Origin of the sequence: Streptomyces sp. NPDC059851, assembly GCF_042732005.1 — a bacterium.
Lineage (GTDB): Bacteria > Actinomycetota > Actinomycetes > Streptomycetales > Streptomycetaceae > Streptomyces.
The window spans coordinates 1-19927 of record NZ_JBHWJJ010000149.1 but is presented as its reverse complement, the minus strand read 5'-3'; the positions used below and the strand labels follow the sequence as shown (position 1 = coordinate 19927).

Here is a 19927-nt window from a genome sequence, read left to right as displayed (position 1 = left end):
GCGGGAAGTAGCCCCCTCGGATGCACGCGCGCATCACCACCGGTTTCCCCGCTGCGTCACGGAGCGGGGAAACCGGTGGTGATGCCGCACCGTCAGCCCGACGGGACGGTGACGGCCCGGGCGTTCCATCCCGAGACGCGTACGCGTGGGGCGTGGTCCGGACCGACCGTCCGGTGGGAGGCCTTCACGATCACCGATTCGCCCGGCCACAGGCTGATCTGGTTGTCACTCCACTGCACGGGCAGCTTGGGCGTCCGCCCGTCCGCGGAGACCAGGTCGACGTCGGCGAGCAGAACGGGGGCGCCCGTGGTGCCCGGGTGGCGGAGGGTCACGGTCGTCGTCGACGTGCCGGCTCTCATTTCCGTCGTCGTCGCCGTCACGTCCAAGGTGACCTGCGGCATCGAGTTCAGTCCGGTCAGGTCCGCGTAGGAGGTGGTGGGGGTGTGGTACCAGTCGGCGCGGGCGTGGTCGAGGACGTCGTTGCGGGTGGAGAGCCAGTAGACGTTGCGGCTCAGTTCCCGGCCGGTGGCGTCGGTGAGCAGCAGGCGGGCCAGGTACGTCCTCGCCAGGCCGGGGACCGCGGCCGGGAGGGTCAGTGAGGTGGTGGTCACGCCGCGGGCCCCCACGCCGACACCGGTCACCGTGCGGTCGTACTTCTCGGCCCCGTCGGGGTTGAAGAGCGTGACCCGGGCGTTCAACGCCGTGGCGGCGGTGCTGCGGTTGTTGACGACGCTCACCGTGCGGTTGTCGTAGCCGTACTGGATGTGGAGGGGTTCGTTGGCCTTCTTCGCACCGAAGTAGGCCCCGTTCTGATCGAGGTAGCGGTCGATGAGCTGCCAGTGGAGTGAGGTCCAGCCGCTGTTGAGCATCCAGTAGATGACGCCGGTCGCGGGGGCCTTGGGGTCCTTGGCGTTGCGGGAGTACGCCTCGAACTGCGCCCGGACGTTCTCGTACTGGGCGAGCTGGGCCTTGCGCACGTAGTCGCCGAGGTCGGTCGGGGGTCCGTAGCGGCCGGCGAGCGCGGCGTTGTACAGCTTGAGCGTCGAGAAGGTGGGTGAGGGAGAGCGGTGGTACTGGGGAGCGGAGGGCTGCTTCCAGAGGGTCTCCAGCTCGGCCGGGGTCATCATCCGCCGCAGTGTGTCGAGGGTCGGGATGCTCGGGCCGGCGCTGGTCTCGGAGTTGAAGCCGGTGGCTCCTCCCTCCCGTTTGTCGTACCAGTAGCCGGGCGGGACCCAGTCGTAGGGTCCGGTCATCCGCATGCCGGAGCGGCCGGTGACGGGTGTCGACTTCCCGGAGGCTGAAGGGATCACGGGCACGTTCCAGTCGGCGGCCCGCAGCGCTTGGAGGTACTCCGACTCGATCTCGGCGTTGGGCGCCGCGTCGCTGCCGATCAGGAACGAGATCACGCCGGGGTGGTGGCGCAGTCGGGCCGCCTCGGCGGCCATCGACGCCCGGGCGACCGCGTGGTCGGCGGCGTCCCACTTCTCCCCGGACTCCGCGGGGTTGACCTCCCCTTCCCACTTGTTGCAGCACTCCCAGCCGGCGATCGTGAGGATTCCGTACCGGTCGGCGAGGTCGAAGAACTCGTCGGGCTCCAGGTGGCCTTCCAGGCGCAGCGTGTTCAGGCCCAGGTCACGGACGTACCGCATGCGGTCCTCGGCGTAGACCGGGTCCCAGCGCAGGAACTCGTCGGGGGACCAGCCCGCACCCTTGATCAGCAGCGGGCGGCCGTTGATCTGGTACTGGCGCGCGCCGTCGGCATTGATCGGTGCTTGCACGTCGCGGATACCGAAGGCGGTGCGTGAGGTGTCGGAGGTGACCCCGTCGACCGTCACGGTCAGGTCGAGGTCGTACAGGGGCTGCTCGCCCATCCCGGCGGGCCACCATACGCGGGGTGAAGGCAGGTGGAGTCCGGGGTGGTCGGCAGGTGAGTGGACCACGGTCCGGCTCTCCCCCGGCGCCAGCGTCACCCGTCGGCTGAGGGCAGCGGGACCGGCCGTGCCGGAGAGGAGCGCCGTGACGGTGCGGGACGAGTCGTTGCGCAGGCGGGCCTTGACGGTGAGGTCGGCTGACGCCAGCGACGGAACGGCCAGGTCGGTGACGACGTGCGCGTCGCGGAGGACCACCGGGCCGCTGCGGCGGACGACGACGTCGCGGACGATGCCCATGTTCCGGTCCGGTGGCGGCTGCAGCCAGTCGAGCCAGCCCACGGTGAGGTGCTTGCGGGGGTCGTTGGGCTGGACCCGGAAGGCGACCGTGTTGGTGCCCGGCCTGGTCAGCGTGGTGATGTCCAGCTCGTGCCGGGTGTAGGTCCCGGCGACCGTGCTCGCCGTCGCGACCTGACGGCCGTTGACGAAGACGTCGGCGGCCGAGGTCACCCCGCTGAAGTCGAGGTACGTACGGGCTGCCCGGCCGTCCACCGAGAAGTCGGACCGGTACCACCACGGGACCGTGAAGTCGGCCGCAGGGATCGACTTCTGGTTGGTGGAGTGGAACGGGTCGGGGTGGACGCCGGCTGCCAGCAGGGCGGCGAGGACGGTGGAGCGGGGGCCCGCGTCGTACCAGCCCGTCGTCGGATAGCCCGGGCTGGACACCTCGGCCGCCGGGTCCGTCACCAGGGTGGTCGACTGGATCATGAACTGGGACAGGGCCGTGCCTGAGTCACGGCCGACGGTGACCGGGGCGGCGGCGGCCGAGGGAACGATCGCCGCCCGGCCGGTAGGGCCGACCGGAGTGAGGGCGGGGGCCAGGAAGACGAGCAGGCCGAGGAGGGCCGTGACGACGAGCCGGCCGGGCACCCGGGCCCGGCGGTGCGGCGGGCCACCGGCCCGGACGGAAGGGAACGGGAACCCGGGGCGGCGCGGTGACACCCGGCCCAGCTGTTGAGGCATGCCATTCAGCATGGTGCCGGAGCCCCGGCAGCCGACGCTCCACATGCCGCGCGTCGCCCGATCGCAGCAACCAGGGGCGCGGGGAGAGTACGTGCCGAACGGCTCGGCGCCCGGAGCGTGCGGTGACGGCCCTGCCAGGCCCTGACCGGCCTTTGTCAGCGCTGGGTCCTCGTCGGTGCGGACCGTCCGGAGGGTAGGTTTCCGAAAGCACCGGATGCCGTGAGGAGGAAGGGCACGTGGGCTGGTTCGTCAACGCCGTGGGCTTCGTGTTGGTGTCGTACGTCCTGAGGGACGTCTTCCACACGCTCTGGCACCCCACGCGCCACGGGGGGCTGAGCCGGCTGGTGATGTCGTCCCTGTGGCGGCTGGCGGGTTCGCTGAGGGGCGGACGCCAGGCGTCCGGGCTGGCGGGGCCCCTGGCGATGGTGACGGTGGTTGCCGTGTGGGCCCTGGTCGTGGTGGTGGGTTGGGCGCTCATCTACTGGCCGCACATGCCGGAGGACTTCACCTACGCCGCCGGGCTGCGGCCCGAGGACCACGCGGATTTCCTCGACGCGCTCTACATCTCCCTCGTCCACGTCTCCACGCTCGGCCTGGGCGACATCGCACCCGCCGAGGGCTGGCTGCGGGTCCTCGCCCCGTTGGAGGCCCTGATCGGCTTCGTCCTGCTGACCGCGACCGTGTCGTGGACCCTCGGCATCTACCCGGCCTTGGCCCGGCGCCGCGCACTGGCGCTGCGCCTCTCGCACCTGTCGCGCACGCACCCCACGTCGGAGCAGGTCGACACCGACGCGGGCGCGGCCGTCATCGACAGTCTGGCCCACGGGATCTCGGTGATCTCGGTCGACTTCATGCAGTACGCGGAGTCGTACTACTTCCACGACGGGGACGACCGCACGTCCTTGGCCCGCCACCTCGTGTACGCCGACGACCTCGCCGGTCAGGCGGCCGGGGCCCGGCACCCGGACGTGCGGCTCGCGAGCGCCGAACTGCGCGCCGCACTGGAGGACCTCGCCGTCATCCTCGACGAGCGCTTCCTCCACACGCGGGGAACGCCGCGGCAGGTGTTCGACGCTTTCGCGCGGGACCACGGACGTCACGCCGGCCGGTGACGCGGGGGCCCGTGTCGCGCGGCCATCGGGAAGCCCGTCGTCCATCCGTTCAGGGGGTATCCGGCGGGGCCGGTGGTGAGGAGGGCGAGGGCGGGATACGGCTGATCTTGGAGCGGGGGGGCAGGCGGGCAGGCAAGACGGAAGGAGGTACGGCGTGCCCGGAAACCGCGGTTGGGCCGACCGGCTGAAAGCCGGCGCGGCCGCGTTCGGTGAGCGCCGCGCGCAGGCACAGGCACGCCTCGACGCCGAGGCGGAAGCCGAGCGGGCCCGGGCGGCGGTCCGCCGAAGCCGTGCCCGTCCGCCGGACCCCGCACAGGCGGTGCCCTGGGGACTGCGGGTCACGGCAGAGTTGGGATGGCGCTTCGTGGTGATGGCCGCCGCCCTGTGGATCCTGATGCGGGTGGTCGGAGCCGTCAGGCTGGTCGTCCTCGCGTTCGTCGCCGCGCTGTTGGTCACGGCTCTGCTCCAACCGACGGTCACCCGGTTGCAGCGCAGCGGTCTGCCGCGGGGGCTCGCCACGGCGGTCACGGCGATCTGCGGGTTCGTCGTACTCGGGCTCGCCGGCTGGTTCGTTGTATGGCAGGTACTCGACAATCTGGACAACCTGTCAGGCCGGCTCCAAGAGGGCATCGAAGAGCTCAAGGGCTGGCTCCTCAACAGCCCGCTCCACGTCACCGAGCAGCAGATCAACGACATCGCCGCGAGGCTGAGCGATGCGATCGGCGCCAGTGCCGGGGAGCTCGCCTCGACCGGTCTGCAAGGCGTGACCGTCGTGGTCGAAGTGATCACCGGTGTGCTCCTGACCATGTTCGCCACGCTCTTCCTGCTGTACGACGGCCCCCGCATCTGGCGGTGGACGCTCGGGCTCGTCCCGGCCGCCGCCCGGCCGGGCGTGGCCGGCGCGGGCCCGCCCGCCTGGCACACCTTGACCGCGTACGTGCGGGGGACGATGGTCGTCGCGATGATCGACGCCGTGTTCATCGGCGTGGGCATCTACTTCCTCGGCGTACCGCTCGCCGTCCCCATCGCCGTGGTGATCTTCCTGGCTTCGTTCGTTCCCCTGGTCGGCGCCATCGCCTCCGGCGCACTCGCCGTCATCGTGGCGCTGGTCACGCAGGGGGCGTTCACGGCGTTCATGACCCTACTGGTGGTGCTCGCCGTCCAGCAGATCGAGGGCCACGTGCTCCAGCCGTTCATCCTGGGGCGGGCCGTCCGCGTCCATCCCCTGGCCGTGGTCCTGGCCGTCGCCACCGGCGGGCTGGTCGCAGGCATCGGTGGAGCGGTGGTCGCCGTCCCGCTGATCGCCGTCGCCAACACGGTGATCGGTCATCTGCGCGCCCGGTACGACGACACCGCGGACGCGGAGCCGTACCCTGCGGCCCCTCCGGCCGGGGGCGAGGGTCCACCCGGCCGGCCGGCGCAGCCCCCGGACCACCCCCAGGACCCCCCGTAGGGCCGGACGTGCCCTGCCCGCCCCGCCACCCGCCGACCGGGCGCGAGCGCCGTCGCACCGCCCGTCTCGTCGCGTGGTGACGTGCGACAGCACCCCGTCCCGGTGGTCACCCGGGGCTCATGACCGGGTGCAGTGCGTTGCGCGGCGGGCGTGGAAGTGCGGGCACGGCCGGCAACGGGAAGAAGACGTGGAGGGGGACCGGATCCATGTTGCCGCGGAGGGTGGATGCGTCGGGACGGACGGGTCGCGAATTCCTTGCTCGCCCTGCTGAGCCGTGACTGGGCGGGAGTGCTGGTCGCGCTGCTGGTGGTCGGGGTGGGTGGAGCCCTCATGGGTCTCGGCCCGACCTGGGCGGTGACGCTCGGCGGCGTCCTCCTGGCCTTCGGGGTGCTGTTGCTGTCCGGGGCCGTGCGTCACCGGGTGCTGGTGGCCCGGCGGGCAGCGGCGCGGCCCGTGCCGGGGAAGCTGGTCGAGGTCGGGCGACACCGGATGCACGTCCTCGCCGAGGGGGATGCCGGGGCGGGGCCGACCGTGGTCTGGATGCCGGGCGGACACGCGCCCGGCGAGGAGTTCCATCGGCTGCACACGATGATGGCGGCCCGGACCCGCTCGGTGCTGGTCGACCGGTTCGGCACGGGCTGGAGCGACGTCGGACCCTTCCCGAGGACGACGGCGGCCGAGGCGGAGGAACTGGTGGCGGCACTGGAGGGGGCTGGGGAACGGGCCCCGTACGTGTTCGTCGGCCACTCCTTCGGCGGGTTGCTCGTCGCGAACACGGCGAGGCGGCGGCCGGATCTGGTGGCCGCCCTCGTGCTGTTGGACCCCACGCCCCTGGAGGTCATCGCCTTCGGGCCGCCCAACCGACTGGTCGCCGGGATGCGCCGGAGGTTCCTGCTGACGGCGGTGCGGCACTCGTTCGGTGTTCACCGGGGCCGTGGTGACTGCCGGACCGGCGGGCACTGCGCCGCCGCATCGATCTTCGCCGAGCTCTCGGCGTCCGGCCTGGCGGGGGCGGGCTGGGACACCGTGGTCTACGACGGCGATCTCGGCGACCTGCCGTTGGTGCTGGTCATACCCCGGGACCTCACAGGCGGCGAGACGGTGCTGGGAGCCGCCCGGGACGCGGCCGAGGCCGAGCGGATCGGTCGCTTCTACCTCCGGGCCAGGACCCGGTACCTGGCCGCGTCGACCGCGGCACGGGTGGTCTACGCACCGGACGGCACCGGACACGACTTCCCTCAGGAGGAGCCCGAGTTCGTGGTCGACGTCGTCGGGGAGCTGGTGCGGGAACTGCGTGCCGTCAGCCCATGACCGTACGGGCGGGGTCGGCCCGCAGCGGGCGCCGCCGGGAGAAGGCGCCCAGGTTCACGACGTTGCCGGTGTGTTCGCAGCGGTAGCGGACCGGGTCCGCGTCGTGGTCGTGGCCGGCTTCGACCAGGTCGATCAGGGCTGCGAGGTAGCGGCCAACCAGCGGGGCGTTCTTGAACTGGTTGCCGCTCGTGCCCATGGCGACGTAATAGCCGGCCAGGTCGGTGCGGTCGTAGATCGGGGTCCAGTCGTCGGCGACGTCGTACACGCCGGCGACGCCGAGGGGCCGGTTGGGGACGCCGATGCCCGGGAACCGGCGGGCCGCCCTGATCACCTGGGTCCGGAAGCGGGGGGCAGTGGGGCGGAGGTCGGCCTCGTCCGGGTCGTCGACCCACTCCGGCGCGTCGCAGGCGGGTTGGGTGCCGCCGACGAGGAGGTGGCCCCCCGAAGCCCCTCGCAGGTAGGTGCCGAAGTCGAGGTCGGCGACCACCGGGCCGGGGCCGGGCCCGTGGGCGTAGCCGCTCGGCACGGCGATCTGGTGGACCTCCTCACGCAGCGGGCGCACGCCGATGGTGAAGTCGTTCCCGACGCCCGCCAGCCGGTTGAGGCCCCCCGACCAGGGCCCGGCGGCGTTGACCACGACCGGCGCTGCGATCCGCGTCCCGTCGGCCAGCCTGACGCCCACCACCCGGTCGGCCCGCCGGTCGACGGCCACCACGGTCCGGTGGAACAGGAACCGTGCGCCCAGCTCCCCCGCCGCGTCCGCGAGGTTCTGGGTGGCGAGCTGGGGGTCGTCGACGAACCCGGCGTCCGGGGTGAACAGGGCGCCGAGCTCGCCGGTCGGGCCGGTGAAGAAGTCATCGTCGTCCACCGGCTTCGGCGGCCCGTACCGGCCGGGGTCGATCCCCGGGAGGCGCCTGCGGAGCGTCGGGGTGTCCCACCGCTCGTACGGGACGCCGGCGCGGTCGAACAGGGCGATGGTGTCGGACGGTTCGACGGAAGGAGAGTCGAGCAGCACGGCGCCGGTGCGGTGGAAGACCGCCAGCGGTCGGCGTCCGGCGGGCCACAGGTGGTCCGGCCAGGACGCCCAGAGGTGGCGGGCCTCCCAGGCCGTGGCGCAGCCGTCGAAGGTGGAGTAATTGAACCGGATGATCGCGCTGGACGCGCTGGTGGAGCCGTGACCGGCGGCACCGGCCTTGTCGACGACGACCACCCGTCGTCCCGTGCGGGCCAGTTCGAGGGCGATGGCGGCGCCGATCACGCCTGCTCCGACCACCACGGCGTCGGGCTGGTCGAGGGGCATCAGGACCTCCGGGAGGGCAGCGTGCCGGACAGACTGGGCACGGAGGCGAGCAGGGTCCGGGTGTACGGGTGTTGCGGGTCGCGCAGGAGGGCCCCGGTGGGGGCCGTTTCGACGATCCGGCCGCGGTGCATCACCGCCACCTCGTCGGACACGTAGCAGACCGCGGGCAGGTTGTGGCCGAGGAAGAGCATGGTCAGGCCGAGCCGGCGCTGGAGGTCGCGGATCGTGTTGAGGACGGACGCCTGGACCGAGACGTCGAGCGCCGAGGTGATCTCGTCGGCGATCAGGAGGCCGGGCTCGACGGCCAGGGCGCGGGCGACGGCGACCCGCTGGCGCTGGCCGCCGGAGAGCTGCCTCGGCAGGCGATCGGCCAGCCCGGGCTCCAGGCCGACGAGGCCGAGCAGGTCGGTGACGCGTTCGGCGCGGGCGCGCCGGTCGAGCCGGTGGAAGACGGTGGCCGCTTCGACGAGGGTCTGGCGGACCGTCATCCGGGGATCGAGGGCGGTGTCCGGGTCCTGCAGGACGATCTGGACCCGGCGGCCGAGTCGGCGCCGGGCACGTACGGTTCGGATGCGGACCTCCTGGCCGTCGACCAGGACCCGACCGCTGTGTACGGGGGTGAGCCCGACGATCGCGCGGGCCAGGCTCGACTTGCCGGAGCCGGACCCTCCGACGAGCCCGAGTGTGGTGCCGGACGGGACCTCCAGTGAGACGCGGTCAACCGCGATGACCGGGCCGTGCTGTCCGTGGTGGCGGACGGTGAGGTCGCAGAGCCGCAGGCCGGTCATGACGGGTCCGCCTCCACCGGTTCTGCCCGCACCCGGGCCGCCGGGACGGGCAGCGGATACCAGCACGCGACCCGGTGGACCGCGTCGAGACCGTCGAGCAACGGCGCCTCCTGCGCGCAGCGGTCGTGCCGGTACCGGCAGCGGGGTTCGAACGGGCAGCCCGGGGCGGGTGCGAGCGGATCGGGCGGCGCACCCGCCACGGTCGGCAGCGGGCGGTCGCGGTCCGCGGTGAGGTCCGGCACCGACTCGACCAGGGCCCGTGTGTAGGGGTGCCGGGCGGTGGCGGCGAGCCGGTCGGCGGGCAGGCTCTCGACGACGGTCCCCGCGTACATCACCAGCACCCGGTCGCACAGTTCGTGCACGAGCGCGACGTCGTGGCTGATGAACAGGATCGCCGCGGAGGTGTCCCGCCGGAGGTCGCAGAGCAGTCCGGTGATCTGCCGCTGCACGGTGACGTCGAGGGCGGTCGTCGGCTCGTCGGCGATGATCAGACCGGGCCGCACCATCAAGCCGGACGCGATCATCACGCGCTGGCGCTGGCCGCCGGACAGCTGGTGGGGGCGGGCCCGCAACAGAGCCGGAGGGAGGTCGACGGTGCGCAGGGCGTCGGAGGCCGACCGCAAGGCCTGCGCGCGGCCTGCGCCGCGATGGGTACGGACGGTCTCGGTGAGCTGGGTGGCGATGCGCAGCGACGGGTTGAGCGCCGAGGCCGGGTTCTGGAAGACCATCGCCACCCCGGTCGCGAGGTGGTGCTCGCGCTGCTTCGGCGTCATGGCGGCCAGGTCGGCTCCGAGCAGACGCAGGGTCCGTCGGGACACCCGGGCCCGGTCGGGGAGCAGGTCGGCGATCGCGAGCGCGGTGAGCGACTTGCCGGAGCCGGACTCGCCGACGAGTCCGACGATCTCGCCCGGGCGCAGGGACAGGCTCACCCCGCGGACCGGACGGATCACGCCGTCGGGAGTGGGGAGTTCGACGCTGAGGTCCTCGACCTGGACCACGAGGCCGTTATCGGCGGGCCCGTTCCCGCTCGTGCTCGGCCCGATCGGTTGCGGGGACGTACGGGGTGACGGGCCGCGGCGGGCGGCGCCGCCCGCCAGGACCTCGCCGAGCAGCTGGAACGTCAGCGCCGCGTAGAGGATGGCCAGACCGGGGGCGAGGGCGGGCAGGGGCTGTACGTAGATGCGGTCGAGTCCTTGGTTGAGCAGCTGCCCCCAGTCGTAGTCGGGCGGTTGGACGCCCAGGCCGAGGAAGCTCAGCCCGGAGAGCGCGATCAGGGCCGTGCCCGCCGCCGTGGTGGTGCCCAGCAGCAGCGGCTCCGCGATGTTGGGCAGCACGTGCCGCCGCAGCAGCCGGAGCCTGCGCAGCCCGAGCACCCGGGCCGCAGCCAGGTGGTCGGTGCCCGCGACGGCGGCGGCGAGCGTCTGGGCGAGGCGGGCGAAGCCGGGCACTCCGGCGACGGCGAGGGCGAGCACCGCCCCGCCGGCGCCCGCTCCGAACACGACGGCGAGGAAGAGTGCGACCAGGAGCGCGGGAAAGGCGAGCAGGAGGTTGATCAGTGCGGCGAGGCGGCGGCGGGCGCGGGGCCCGACGACGGCGCCGGACGCCCCGAGGAGGACTCCGGCAACGGCGCCGATCAGGGTCGCCGCCAGCGCGAGCAGCAGGGAGGGACGGGTGGCCGCCAGGACCCGGGCGAGGACGTCCCTGCCGAGGTTGTCGGTCCCGAACGGGTGGAGCCGGGAGGGGCCTCGTAGCACCGCCGAGGGGTCCGGGCGGTCGGCTGCCGCACCCCAGAGCAGCGGGCCCGCCAGAGCGAGCACGAGCAGTGAGGCGACCATGGCGGCGGCGACCCAGGTCATGGGCGAACGGAGGTGCCTGCGGGGAGGGGACATCGGTTCCTCAGCTTTCCCGGATCGCCGAACGCGGGTCGAGCACCGCCAGCAGCAGGTCGACCAGGAGGCCGGCGAGCAGCACGGTCGTCCCCAGGATCAGCACCATCGCCTGCACCACCGGGTAGTCCTGGGCGGCGACGGACTGCGCCATCGCGGAACCGATGCCGGGCCAGGCGAACACCTTCTCGACCAGCACGGTGCCGGCGATCATGGCGGGCAGCAGGCTTCCGGCGACGGTGAGCGCGGCGGTGGCCATGTTCGGCGCCGCGTGCCGCAGGTAGCGCCGCGCGCAGGACAGCCGCTTTCCCCGGGCGGTGCGCATGTAGTCCTCGTTCAGCACCTTGAGCGCCTCCACCCGGACGATGCGCATCAGGACGGCGGTGGGCGCGACGCTGAGCGCGAGGACCGGCAGGACGAAGGATGCGGCGCCTGCCGCGCCGGCCACCGGGAGCAGGTTCAGGCCGACGGCCAGCAGCACGGTGAGCCCGGCGGCCAGGACGAAGTCCGGCACTCCGGCCAGGGCGGCGGTCACTGCCGTGAACGCCAGCTCGGTGCGGGGGTGCCGGCCGTTGCGGGTGCGGACGGCGGCGAGCAGACCGAAGGGCAGGGCGACGGCGAGGGTGACGAGGAAGGCGAGGCCGGCGATTGCGAGGGTGGCCGGCAGCCGGGTGCGGACCAGTTCGGCGACCGGTGTCCCGGTGACCAGCGAGGTGCCGAGGTCGCCGTGTACGAGGCCGTCGAGATAGCGCCGGTACTGGGACGGGAAGGGTTCGTCGAGTCCGAGCTGGTGCCTGCGGGCGGCCACCAGGCCGGGGGCGGCGTCCACACCGAGCGCGGCGCGGACCGGGTCGCCGGGGATCAGCCGGACCATCGCGAACGACGCGGTGAGCACGACTCCGAGCGACAGGACCAGCCGGGCCGTGCGTCGGCCGAGGAAGGCCGTCCAGGAGTGCCCGAGCAGGTGGCGTGCGGGCACGGCGGTTCCCCCGGTCATCGGTGGAGGCGGATGCTGGTGGGGACGATCCGGCCGCCGAAGGTCGTGGCGAAGGTGGTGCGGTGGCCGTACACGGTGCTCCGGCCGTCGGCGATCGGCAGGGCGTCGGCAGAGCGGAAGAGCGCGGCGACCGCCCGGTGCCAGGTGTCGCAGCCTGCCGTGTCCGTCTCCTGGAGGGCCTGGGCGACCAGGGCGTCGTACTCGGGGTTGGCGACGCCTGCGAAGTTGAGGCCCCGGGCCGGGGTGGGGCCGGAGAAGAACGGGACGAAGCCGACCGGCAGGTCGAAGCCCGGTGAGGTGCCCACCACGACGTCGAAATCACCGGTCCGGTACATGGCGTGCACGAGGGCGGGCAGGCTCTCGGTGACCAGCTCGACGCGCGCCCCGAGCGCCGTCCAGGAGCGGGCCATCAGCTCGGCGACGGGTGGCAGTGTCGGGCCGAGGTCGGGGCTGGTGATCAGGCGCAGCCGGAGCGGCCGGCCGTCCTTGGTCAGTGGGCCGCCGGCGGTGCGGGTCCAGCCGGCGGCACGCAGTACCGCGACGGCGTCCTGCGCGGGCAGGTCGGCGGCGGCGTGGGCAGCGTGGCAGACGGCGCCTTCGGCAGCGAAGTCGGTGGCGGGCCTACCGGTGCCCCCGACGGCGACGTTGGCGAGCCCCTGACGGTCGAGGGCGGACACCAGGGCCCGGCGCAGGGCCGGGTCGGCCAGGGGGCGACCCGGGCGTTGGTTGAAGAAGGTCAGCCCGACGACGGTCGCCACGTCGGCGGTGACCAGTCCCCGGCCGGTGAGCCGCGCGCGGTCCGGCCCGTTCACGCCGGCGATCTCGACGCCGCCGGTGAGCAGCAGGTTCGCGGCGGTGGAGGCCTGGGGTACCACCGAGATGACGATGCGTGCGGGCTGGCCGGGCTCCGCCGTCGTCGCACCGTCCGGTCCCCAGGTGTAGCCGTCGCGGACGGTGAACTCGTACGGCCCCCCGGGGGTGTAGCGCGTCAGGACGTAGGGGCCGGTGCCCCGGGTGCTGCGGTCGAGTGACTCGGGCCGGTCCAGGCCGGCGGGGCAGACGATCGGCAGCAGACCGAGGGTGCGGGTGAGGAACGGGTAGGGGGCGGTGCTGGTCGCCGACACCGTGCCGGTGGGATCGTCGGCGCTGGCGGTGAAGGGGACGTCGGGAAGGACGGCCTGGGCGCCGGCGAGCTGGTGGGCCGGGTCGCCCGCGTAGGTGAGCGCCCGGGCCACGGCCGAGGCGGTGAGGGGCGTGCCGTCGGAGCAGGTGGTGCCCGGGCGGAGGGTGAAGCTGGCCGTGGTGGTCGTGGCCCGCCAGGACGAGGCCAGGCCGGAGGTCAGGGTGCCGTCGTCGGCGATGTTGACCAGCGAGTCGTAGGCGTAGCGGGCTTGGGCGGCGCCGAAGGCGGAGTACGGGTTGAAGCTCGGGGTCTCACTGGCCGCAGCGATGCGGACGGTCCCGCGGTCCACGAGGGGCGTGGTCGTCGAGGACCGGACGGCGCCGTCGCAGCCGCTCGACGCGACGGCTGCGACGGTCATCGCAGCTGTCAGGGCGACCGACCGGGTGCGACGGGGCATGGCGTCATGGTGCCACCGGATGCGGTGCGGGTGCTGCAACGCACGGGCAGCACGTGCGTGTTCGAGCAGGTGGAAGGCTTGTGCCGCCTGGGTCGGGAGCCTCGGGGCGGGGCGGGAGCAGCCGGGTGCACCTCACTCGTTCGAGGGATTGAGCGGTCGCTGTGACGAGCACCGGGGGGCGGAGGGTCCGGCAACGCCACACTGGGCCGCATGAGGACGAACGAACCGGGTCGTGAGGTCGGTCTCCTGGCGGACCGCTACTGGGAGTTCCTGCTGGAGCGCGACCCCCTGTTGAGGGTCCGCCAGGGGCTCCCGGTGGAGACGCTGCCGGGGGCGTCGCTCGCCGAGGCCGAGGAGCGGGCGCGGTTCGCCGCGGGTGTGCTGGAGCAGGTCCGGGTGCTCGACGGCGCCGGGCTGTCCGGTGCCGATGCCGACACCGTTGCGTTCCTCACGGGGCTGGCCGAGCAGGAGCTGCGGGTCCACCGCTGCTACTGGCTGACGCCCGCCGCGACTCCGTACCGGCTGTTCCCCCTGTCCCTGTACGTCGACGCGGTCCTGCGTCCCTTCGGCTTCGCCGAACGGTCCGACACCGAACGGTACTTCGCGCTCCTGCGGGAGCTGGCCCGGGTGACCGACTCGATCCGCGACAAGGTGGTGGGGCAGACCGCCCGCGGCTTCCGGGTACCCGCCCCGGCCCTCGCCGGGGCCCGCGCCACCATCGCCGGTCTGCGGGAGTCCGTGGCGCGCCGGGTGGAGGTGGACGGGGATCGGCTCGGCGGATTGGGGCCGGTCGGGCGGGCACGGCTCCGGGACGGCGTACGGCGGCTGGTGGACGGCGAGGTGGCGCCGGCCTTCGACCGTCTGCTCGCCGTCGTCGACGGTCCGGATCACCCGCGCGGGGCTCCGCAGGCGGTCGGCTGGGCGCGGTACGAGGGCGGAGAGGAGGCGTACCGGGAGTTCGTGCGGACCCACACCGGGGACGACACCCCGCCCGAGCGGCTCCACGAGCTCGGACGCGACCAGTGCCGCGAACTCGCCGAGCGGATGCGGGAGGTCCGCGCCGTCCTCGGGTTCCACGGCTCCGAGGACGAGTTCCACGACCGCCTGCGGACCGAGCCCCGCCTGTACGCCCGGACGCCGGAGGAGGTCGAAACCCGTTTCCGCGGTCACCTCGACCGACTGGCCCCCCGTCTGCCCCGGTGGTTCGCCACCCTGCCCACCGCGCCGTACGGGCTGGCCCGCCTGGACCCGGCGCTGGAGGCGGGGATGACCTTCGGGTACTACGAGCAGCCGACCGCGGCCAGCCCGGTAGGGCGCTACCGCTACAACGGCTCGGACCCGGACCGGAGGTCCCTGCTCGGCTCGGCTTCGCTGATCTACCACGAGCTTGCGCCGGGACACCACTTCCACCTCGCCCGGCAGGCGGAGGACCGCGCACTGCCGCAACTCCGCCGCGAGGTGGCCGAATTCGCGGCGTTCAACGAGGGATGGGCGGAGTACGCGGCCGGCCTCGGTTGGGAGATGGGCCTTTACGACGACCCGTGGGACGCGTACGGGCGCCTCGCACAGGAGCGGTTCACGGCGCAGCGGCTCGTCGTCGACACCGGGCTCAACCTCGGAACGTTGAGCCTGGAACAGGCGCGGGACTTCATGCGGGCCAACTCCATCGAGGCGGACGGTCAGATCGCCTCGGACCTGCTGCGCTACTCGACGGACCTGCCCGGGCAGGCGCTGTCCTACCGCGCGGGCTTCCTGGAGTTCGTCCGGCTGAGGGCCGGGGCCGAGTCGGACCTGGGCGCCGGGTTCGACGTACGGGCCTTCCACGAGGCGGTACTGGGAGGCGGCGGGCTGCCGTTCCCGGCCCTCCGACGGCGTGTGGCGCGCGAACTCGGAAATCATCCTTGAGTCGGAAAATAGGCTGAGGATTTTCAGCCAGGCGCACGGCGCGATTCACGTCTCACGGGAAGGCGCGGCACTCGCACGGGTGAAAGCGGCGAAGGCTGTTTGGCTCTGATGGTCTTGGTTCGACTACGGTGTCCGCACGAGCAGGCGGTGGGTGCTGTCGACCAAGAACCCGGTTCGGTCGGTTAATCTCGAAAAACGAGGTGGAATGCTTTCATCCGCCCAGCTGTGCGCTGCTCCGTTGTTCGCAGTGCCTGGGTTCCCCCGTCATACGTTTGCGTAGAGAGGATGGAGCATGATGCCGCCCGTAGTACCGCCCTTCCTGGTGGGCCTCGTCGTCGCACCACTGGCCAAGCGTCTCCTCAAACCACTGGTGCGCGGCGTCGTCAAGACGTCCGTCGGCCTGGCCCTTGAGGTGAAGAAGGCGGCCCAGGAGGCCGGAGAGAACATTCAGGACCTTGCGGCGGAGGTGGCCGCCGACGTGGTGGCCGCGCAGATCGCCGCTGGTGATACCGGAAGCCGTTCGGGTGATGGTCAGCGGGGCACCGCCGAAAAGGCCGCCCCGAGCGGCGAGAAGGACGGCGTGACCGCCTACCGGTCCGAGGGCGAGGCGAGGAGCCCGAAGATCCGCACGACCGCCGGCGCCAGCACCGGCGCCGGCGCCCACAAACCGAACTGACGGCCCGTCCGGCGGCTCCGGCCGCCACCCGGGCGCATATTTCGATCCCGATCGAGAAATGCGCCCGGGCGCCGGTGGGCCCCGGCCTTTCGGCCATATTGATTGTTTTCCAGGATTTCCACTCCGTCGCAGTACTCCGTCGTACCCGTGGCGGCTTTCGCGACCTCCGCAAAACAGGTGATCGTACACATGCCATCTCTGCTGAGTGCCGCAGCGGGGAACCACTCCGTGGATTTGGGCGTGCGCCCGCGCTCGATCGTTCCGGGCCGCCAGCGCTGGGACGTCGGGCCGGTTCTCGGGCGGCCCCGGACGGCCGAAGTCCTCGCCGCGGTCCTGCGGCGCACGCCCGGGATCACCCGGGCCCAGGCCAGCCCGATCACCGGCGGGGTCCTCGTCCGGCACGATGCGCGCGTGAGCGCCACGGACGTAGGCCGGCTCGTCCGCAGGGCCGTGGCCCTGGTCCTGGAGGGCGCGGCAGGAGCCGTGGGTCCCTCGCCGGCACGGCCCGTCGCCGAACCGGCTCCGCGCGCCGATCGCGGCGTCCTGCGCCCCGTACTAGCCGTGGGGGGCGGGGTGGCGGCCGGGATCGTCCTGGTCCGCGGGACGGCGCTCAGCAAACAGCTCGTCGCGCTCGGCGGCGTGGCGGCGGCGACCGCGGCGGTCGTCCGGAAGGCCTGGCGCAGAACGGCCGACGCGACCAGTGACCACGTGTCCGGGTCCGGAACCGAACGGCACCCCGTGCTGGAGATCGCCGGACCGCACCGACGACGCCTCTGCGGCGCCTCCGCGCTGTCGATCGCCTGCCAGATCTCGGAGATGGCGCTCGGCACCTTCCTCGGCTGGACCGCGCTGGTCCTCATCAAGGGCGAGGCCGCGCCGCTGGTCCGCCTCGGCCTGACCACCGCGTCAGCGCAACTCTGGGGGCTGGCAGGACTGGTGGCCGTCGCCTGTGCTGCCGTAGCGGGCCTCTCGTACTCATCGAACCTCCAGTGGCGCCGACTCGGCCAGGACATCGAGCACGACTGGCGCAACCGGACGTACGCGCACGTGCAGCACCTGGAACTGCGGCACCTGGAGGGCGAGCGGACCACCCGGGTCGCCGGGGCGCTCACCGACGACGTCCGCCAGCTGGGCACCTTCTTCGCCACCTCGGCCAACGACCTGCTGCAACTGGGCACCAGCCTGGCCCTCCTCGGACCGCTGTTCCTGCTGCTGGCACCGCAGATCGCCTGGATCGCGTTCTTGCCCGTCCCGGTCATCGCCTGGCTGTCGTTCCGCTACCAGGAGAAGGCCGCGGCGGACTACGCGGTCTCCGGCGAGCACCGGGCCAGGCTGCACAGCCGGCTGGTGAACACGCTGGAGGCCGGTGCCACCGTCAAGGGCTTCTGCACCGAGGACTACGAGGCCACGCGCATCGACGAGCTGAGCGGGGAGACCCGGGAGAGCAGCAACCGGACCGACCGGAGCACGATCCGCCACGCCGAGATCGTCCGGGTCTGCACGACCAGCTCGATGGCCGCCACCCTGCTGATCGGCGGCCGCTCGGTGCTGGACGGCAGCCTGCCGTTCGAAGTGTTCAGCCCGCTGATCGGGCTGCCCCAGATGGTGCTGCTGCGGATGAACCGGCTCGGCGGCGCCGTCGACCAGTACCAGCGCACGCTGGCCGCCTACGACCGGGTCCAGCGGCTGCGCGCCCTACCCGTCGAAACCGACGGCACCGGCGGACCGCTCGACGCCGAGCAGGTCCAGGGCGAGATCGTCCTCAAGGACGTCACCTTCGCCTACCCCGGCCGACCGCCGGCCCTGGAAGACCTCTCGCTGACCATGCCCGCCGGGCAGGTCACCGCCCTCGTCGGCGCCACCGGCTCCGGCAAGACGACGATCGCCAAGCTGCTGATGCGCTTCCATGACGCGGGGGCCGGCAGCGTGCTGCTCGACGGGCGGGACGTGCGCGACCTGCCGCGGCACGACCTGCGCCACGCGATCGGGTTCGTCGCCCAGGACCCCTTCCTCTTCGACGGGACCATCGCCGACAACATCCGCTACGGCAGCTTCCGGGCCTCCGACGAAGCCGTGGTCCGGGCGGCCACGACGGCCGAGGCGCACGCCTTCATCGCGACGCTGCCGGACGGTTACGACACGGTGATCGGCGAACGCGGCGCCGCCCTCTCGGGCGGCCAGCGGCAACGCATCGCCCTGGCCCGGGCGGTCCTCAAGGACGCGCCCGTCGTGGTCCTCGACGAGGCCACCTCCGCCGTGGACAACGAGACGGAGGCCGCCATCCAGGGGACGCTCCGCGTCTTCGCGGCCGACCGGACGATGGTCATCATCGCCCACCGGCTCTCCACGGTCCGCCACGCCGACCGGATCTACGTCATGGACAAGGGTGGCGTGGCGGAGCAGGGCACCCACGACGAACTCCTCGCCCGGCAAGGGCTCTACGCATCCCTCTGGCAGCTCCAGGCCGGCGAACCCGCCTCCTGACCGCAGCTGCTGCGCCACCCGACCGACCATCGCGTGACGTCACCACGGGCAGCGCGTCCCGGCGCGCCTGCGCCCACGCCTGCCCACACTCCTGGAGGTACCCTCCCATGTCCCGTCGCGACGGCGACTCCCTTCCCCTGACGGCGGCCCAGCGCGAGATCTGGCTCGCCGAGCAGCGCGCGCGGACAGCGCTCGACGTCTACCGCATCGGCGATTACCTGGAGGTCCACGGCCCGGTCGACGCCGATCTCGTCGAGACCGCGCTGCGCCGGGTCGTCGACGAGATCGATGCGCTGCACGTGTCCTTCGTCCACGACGGGCGAGAACCGCGCCAGATCGTCCGTGCGGCACTGGACTGGGAACCGACCCGGCTCGACCTGAGCTCGGAGCCCGAGCCCCGGGCGGCGGCCCTGGCGTGGATGGCCCGGGACCGGATGCGTCCGCTGGACCTCGCCCGCGATCCGCTCTTCAGCTTCGCGCTGATCAGCCTCTCCCCCGTGCACCACCTCCTGTACCAGAACCACCACCACCTGGTGATGGACGGGTTCGGCCTCTCCCTCGTCCGGCGGCGGATCACGCGGGTGTACGCGGCGCTGGCCGCGGGCGGTGCGGTCCCGCCGTCGCCGCTCCGTTCACTGGACGACCTGCTGCGCAGTGACGCCGACTACCGCGCCTCGGCGCAGTTCACCTCCGACCGGTCGTACTGGACGGATCGGCTCGCCGGCGGGCCGGAGCCGACCCAGCTCACCGGTCGGGCTCCACGCGGCGGCGGCCCGCGTTCCGCGGTGGAACCGGCGGTGCTCCGCATGGAGGCACTGCGATCGGCGGCAGCGGGAACCGAAGCCCGCTGGTCCCGCGCGCTGATCGCGGCGGTGGCTCTCTATGCGCACCGGCTCACCGGGGACCGGGACGTGTTGCTCGGCCTTCCCGTCACCGGGCGGGAGAGGTCGGACCGCGCCCTGATGTACTCCCCCGGCGCGGTGTCGAACGTGGTGCCCCTGCGCCTGTCGGTGCGACCGGACACGCGGTGGCACGACCTCGTCGCGGAGGTGGTACGGGAGGCCGACGCGGCCCTCGCGCACCAGCGCTTCCGCAGCGAGGACCTGTTCCGGGACCTCGGAACTCCCGGTGCCCCCGGGGCGGCGTTCCCGCTCGTCGTCAACATCCTGGTCTTCGACTCCACGCCGAGTTTCGCCGGGCACCCCGCCACGCTGCACTACCTGCTCCCGGAGCCGACGACCGGGCTGTCCCTCTACATCATGGGCCGGCGGGGAGAGAGCCAACTCCGAGTCGAACTCAAGGGAGCGCCCCAGGCCTGGAGCGGCGAGGAACTCGCCCTCCACCAACGGCGTCTGATCGCGTTGCTGGACGCCGTCGCACGCTGCGCCCCGCAGGAGCCGGTCGGCCGGATCGGCCTGCTCGACGCCGACGAGCAGCGTGAGCTGCTGGCGCTGGGTGCCGGCCCCGTGTTCGACGCGCCCGCCGAGAGCCTGCCGGAGGTGTTCCGGGCGCAGGTGCGGGCCACGCCGGACGCGGTCGCGGTG

The 19927-nt window shown here is 72.9% G+C and carries 13 protein-coding genes; 7 read left to right on the top strand and 6 right to left on the bottom strand.

The window, feature by feature from the left end:
- Positions 1-92: 92 nt before the first annotated feature.
- Complete coding sequence (locus ACFV7Q_RS33195) at positions 93-2891, bottom strand: exo-beta-D-glucosaminidase (RefSeq protein WP_385434296.1); 2799 nt, start codon at positions 2889-2891, stop codon at positions 93-95.
- A gap of 236 nt (positions 2892-3127) precedes the next feature.
- Here ACFV7Q_RS33195 and ACFV7Q_RS33190 point away from each other — a divergent pair, with 236 nt between their 5' ends.
- From ACFV7Q_RS33190 to ACFV7Q_RS33180, 3 genes are all read left to right on the top strand, one after another.
- Positions 3128-4003: a potassium channel family protein gene (locus ACFV7Q_RS33190; RefSeq protein WP_385434294.1), complete on the top strand. Its 876-nt coding sequence runs from the start codon at positions 3128-3130 to the stop codon at positions 4001-4003.
- A 154-nt stretch (positions 4004-4157) separates the two neighbouring features.
- On the top strand, positions 4158-5456 hold the full coding sequence (locus tag ACFV7Q_RS33185) for an AI-2E family transporter (protein ID WP_385434292.1): 1299 nt from the start codon (positions 4158-4160) through the stop codon (positions 5454-5456).
- A gap of 225 nt (positions 5457-5681) precedes the next feature.
- Positions 5682-6767 (top strand): alpha/beta hydrolase, encoded by a 1086-nt coding sequence (locus ACFV7Q_RS33180; protein WP_385434290.1) that lies wholly within the window; start codon positions 5682-5684, stop codon positions 6765-6767.
- Here the strand turns inward: ACFV7Q_RS33180 and ACFV7Q_RS33175 are convergent.
- Genes ACFV7Q_RS33175 through ACFV7Q_RS33155 form a run of 5 tightly spaced genes read right to left on the bottom strand, consistent with a single transcriptional unit; the run spans position 6757 to position 13318 of the window.
- Positions 6757-8067: an NAD(P)/FAD-dependent oxidoreductase gene (locus tag ACFV7Q_RS33175; RefSeq protein WP_385434288.1), complete on the bottom strand. Its 1311-nt coding sequence runs from the start codon at positions 8065-8067 to the stop codon at positions 6757-6759. The two genes, ACFV7Q_RS33180 and ACFV7Q_RS33175, sit on opposite strands and share 11 nt — an antisense overlap.
- Positions 8067-8855, bottom strand: coding sequence for an ABC transporter ATP-binding protein (locus ACFV7Q_RS33170; RefSeq protein WP_385434286.1), 789 nt, complete (start codon positions 8853-8855; stop codon positions 8067-8069). The genes ACFV7Q_RS33175 and ACFV7Q_RS33170 overlap by 1 nt, the downstream gene beginning before the upstream one ends.
- On the bottom strand, positions 8852-10711 hold the full coding sequence (locus ACFV7Q_RS33165) for a dipeptide/oligopeptide/nickel ABC transporter permease/ATP-binding protein (RefSeq protein ID WP_385434284.1): 1860 nt from the start codon (positions 10709-10711) through the stop codon (positions 8852-8854). Before ACFV7Q_RS33165 ends, ACFV7Q_RS33170 begins: the two co-directional genes overlap by 4 nt.
- Before the next feature lie 40 nt (positions 10712-10751).
- The gene (locus ACFV7Q_RS33160; protein WP_385434282.1) at positions 10752-11720 is read right to left on the bottom strand and encodes an ABC transporter permease; all 969 of its coding nucleotides are present in this window, start codon (positions 11718-11720) and stop codon (positions 10752-10754) included.
- A gap of 14 nt (positions 11721-11734) precedes the next feature.
- A complete protein-coding gene (locus tag ACFV7Q_RS33155) occupies positions 11735-13318 on the bottom strand; it encodes an ABC transporter substrate-binding protein (RefSeq protein WP_385434280.1) in 1584 nt (527 codons plus the stop codon).
- 210 nt (positions 13319-13528) lie between these two features.
- Here ACFV7Q_RS33155 and ACFV7Q_RS33150 point away from each other — a divergent pair, with 210 nt between their 5' ends.
- The 4 genes from ACFV7Q_RS33150 to ACFV7Q_RS33135 all read left to right on the top strand — a co-directional run.
- On the top strand, positions 13529-15223 hold the full coding sequence (locus ACFV7Q_RS33150) for a DUF885 domain-containing protein (protein WP_385434278.1): 1695 nt from the start codon (positions 13529-13531) through the stop codon (positions 15221-15223).
- A 292-nt stretch (positions 15224-15515) separates the two neighbouring features.
- Entirely contained in the window at positions 15516-15899 is a 384-nt protein-coding gene (locus ACFV7Q_RS33145) for a DUF5132 domain-containing protein (protein ID WP_385434276.1), read from the top strand.
- Between the two features lie 228 nt (positions 15900-16127).
- Positions 16128-18383 carry an ABC transporter ATP-binding protein gene (locus ACFV7Q_RS33140; RefSeq protein WP_385434274.1) on the top strand — a complete coding sequence of 752 codons (2256 nt, stop codon included), beginning with the start codon at positions 16128-16130 and terminating at the stop codon, positions 18381-18383.
- 107 nt (positions 18384-18490) lie between these two features.
- Positions 18491-19927 (top strand): condensation domain-containing protein (locus ACFV7Q_RS33135; RefSeq protein WP_385434272.1); only part of this gene is annotated, 1437 nt, incomplete at its 3' end.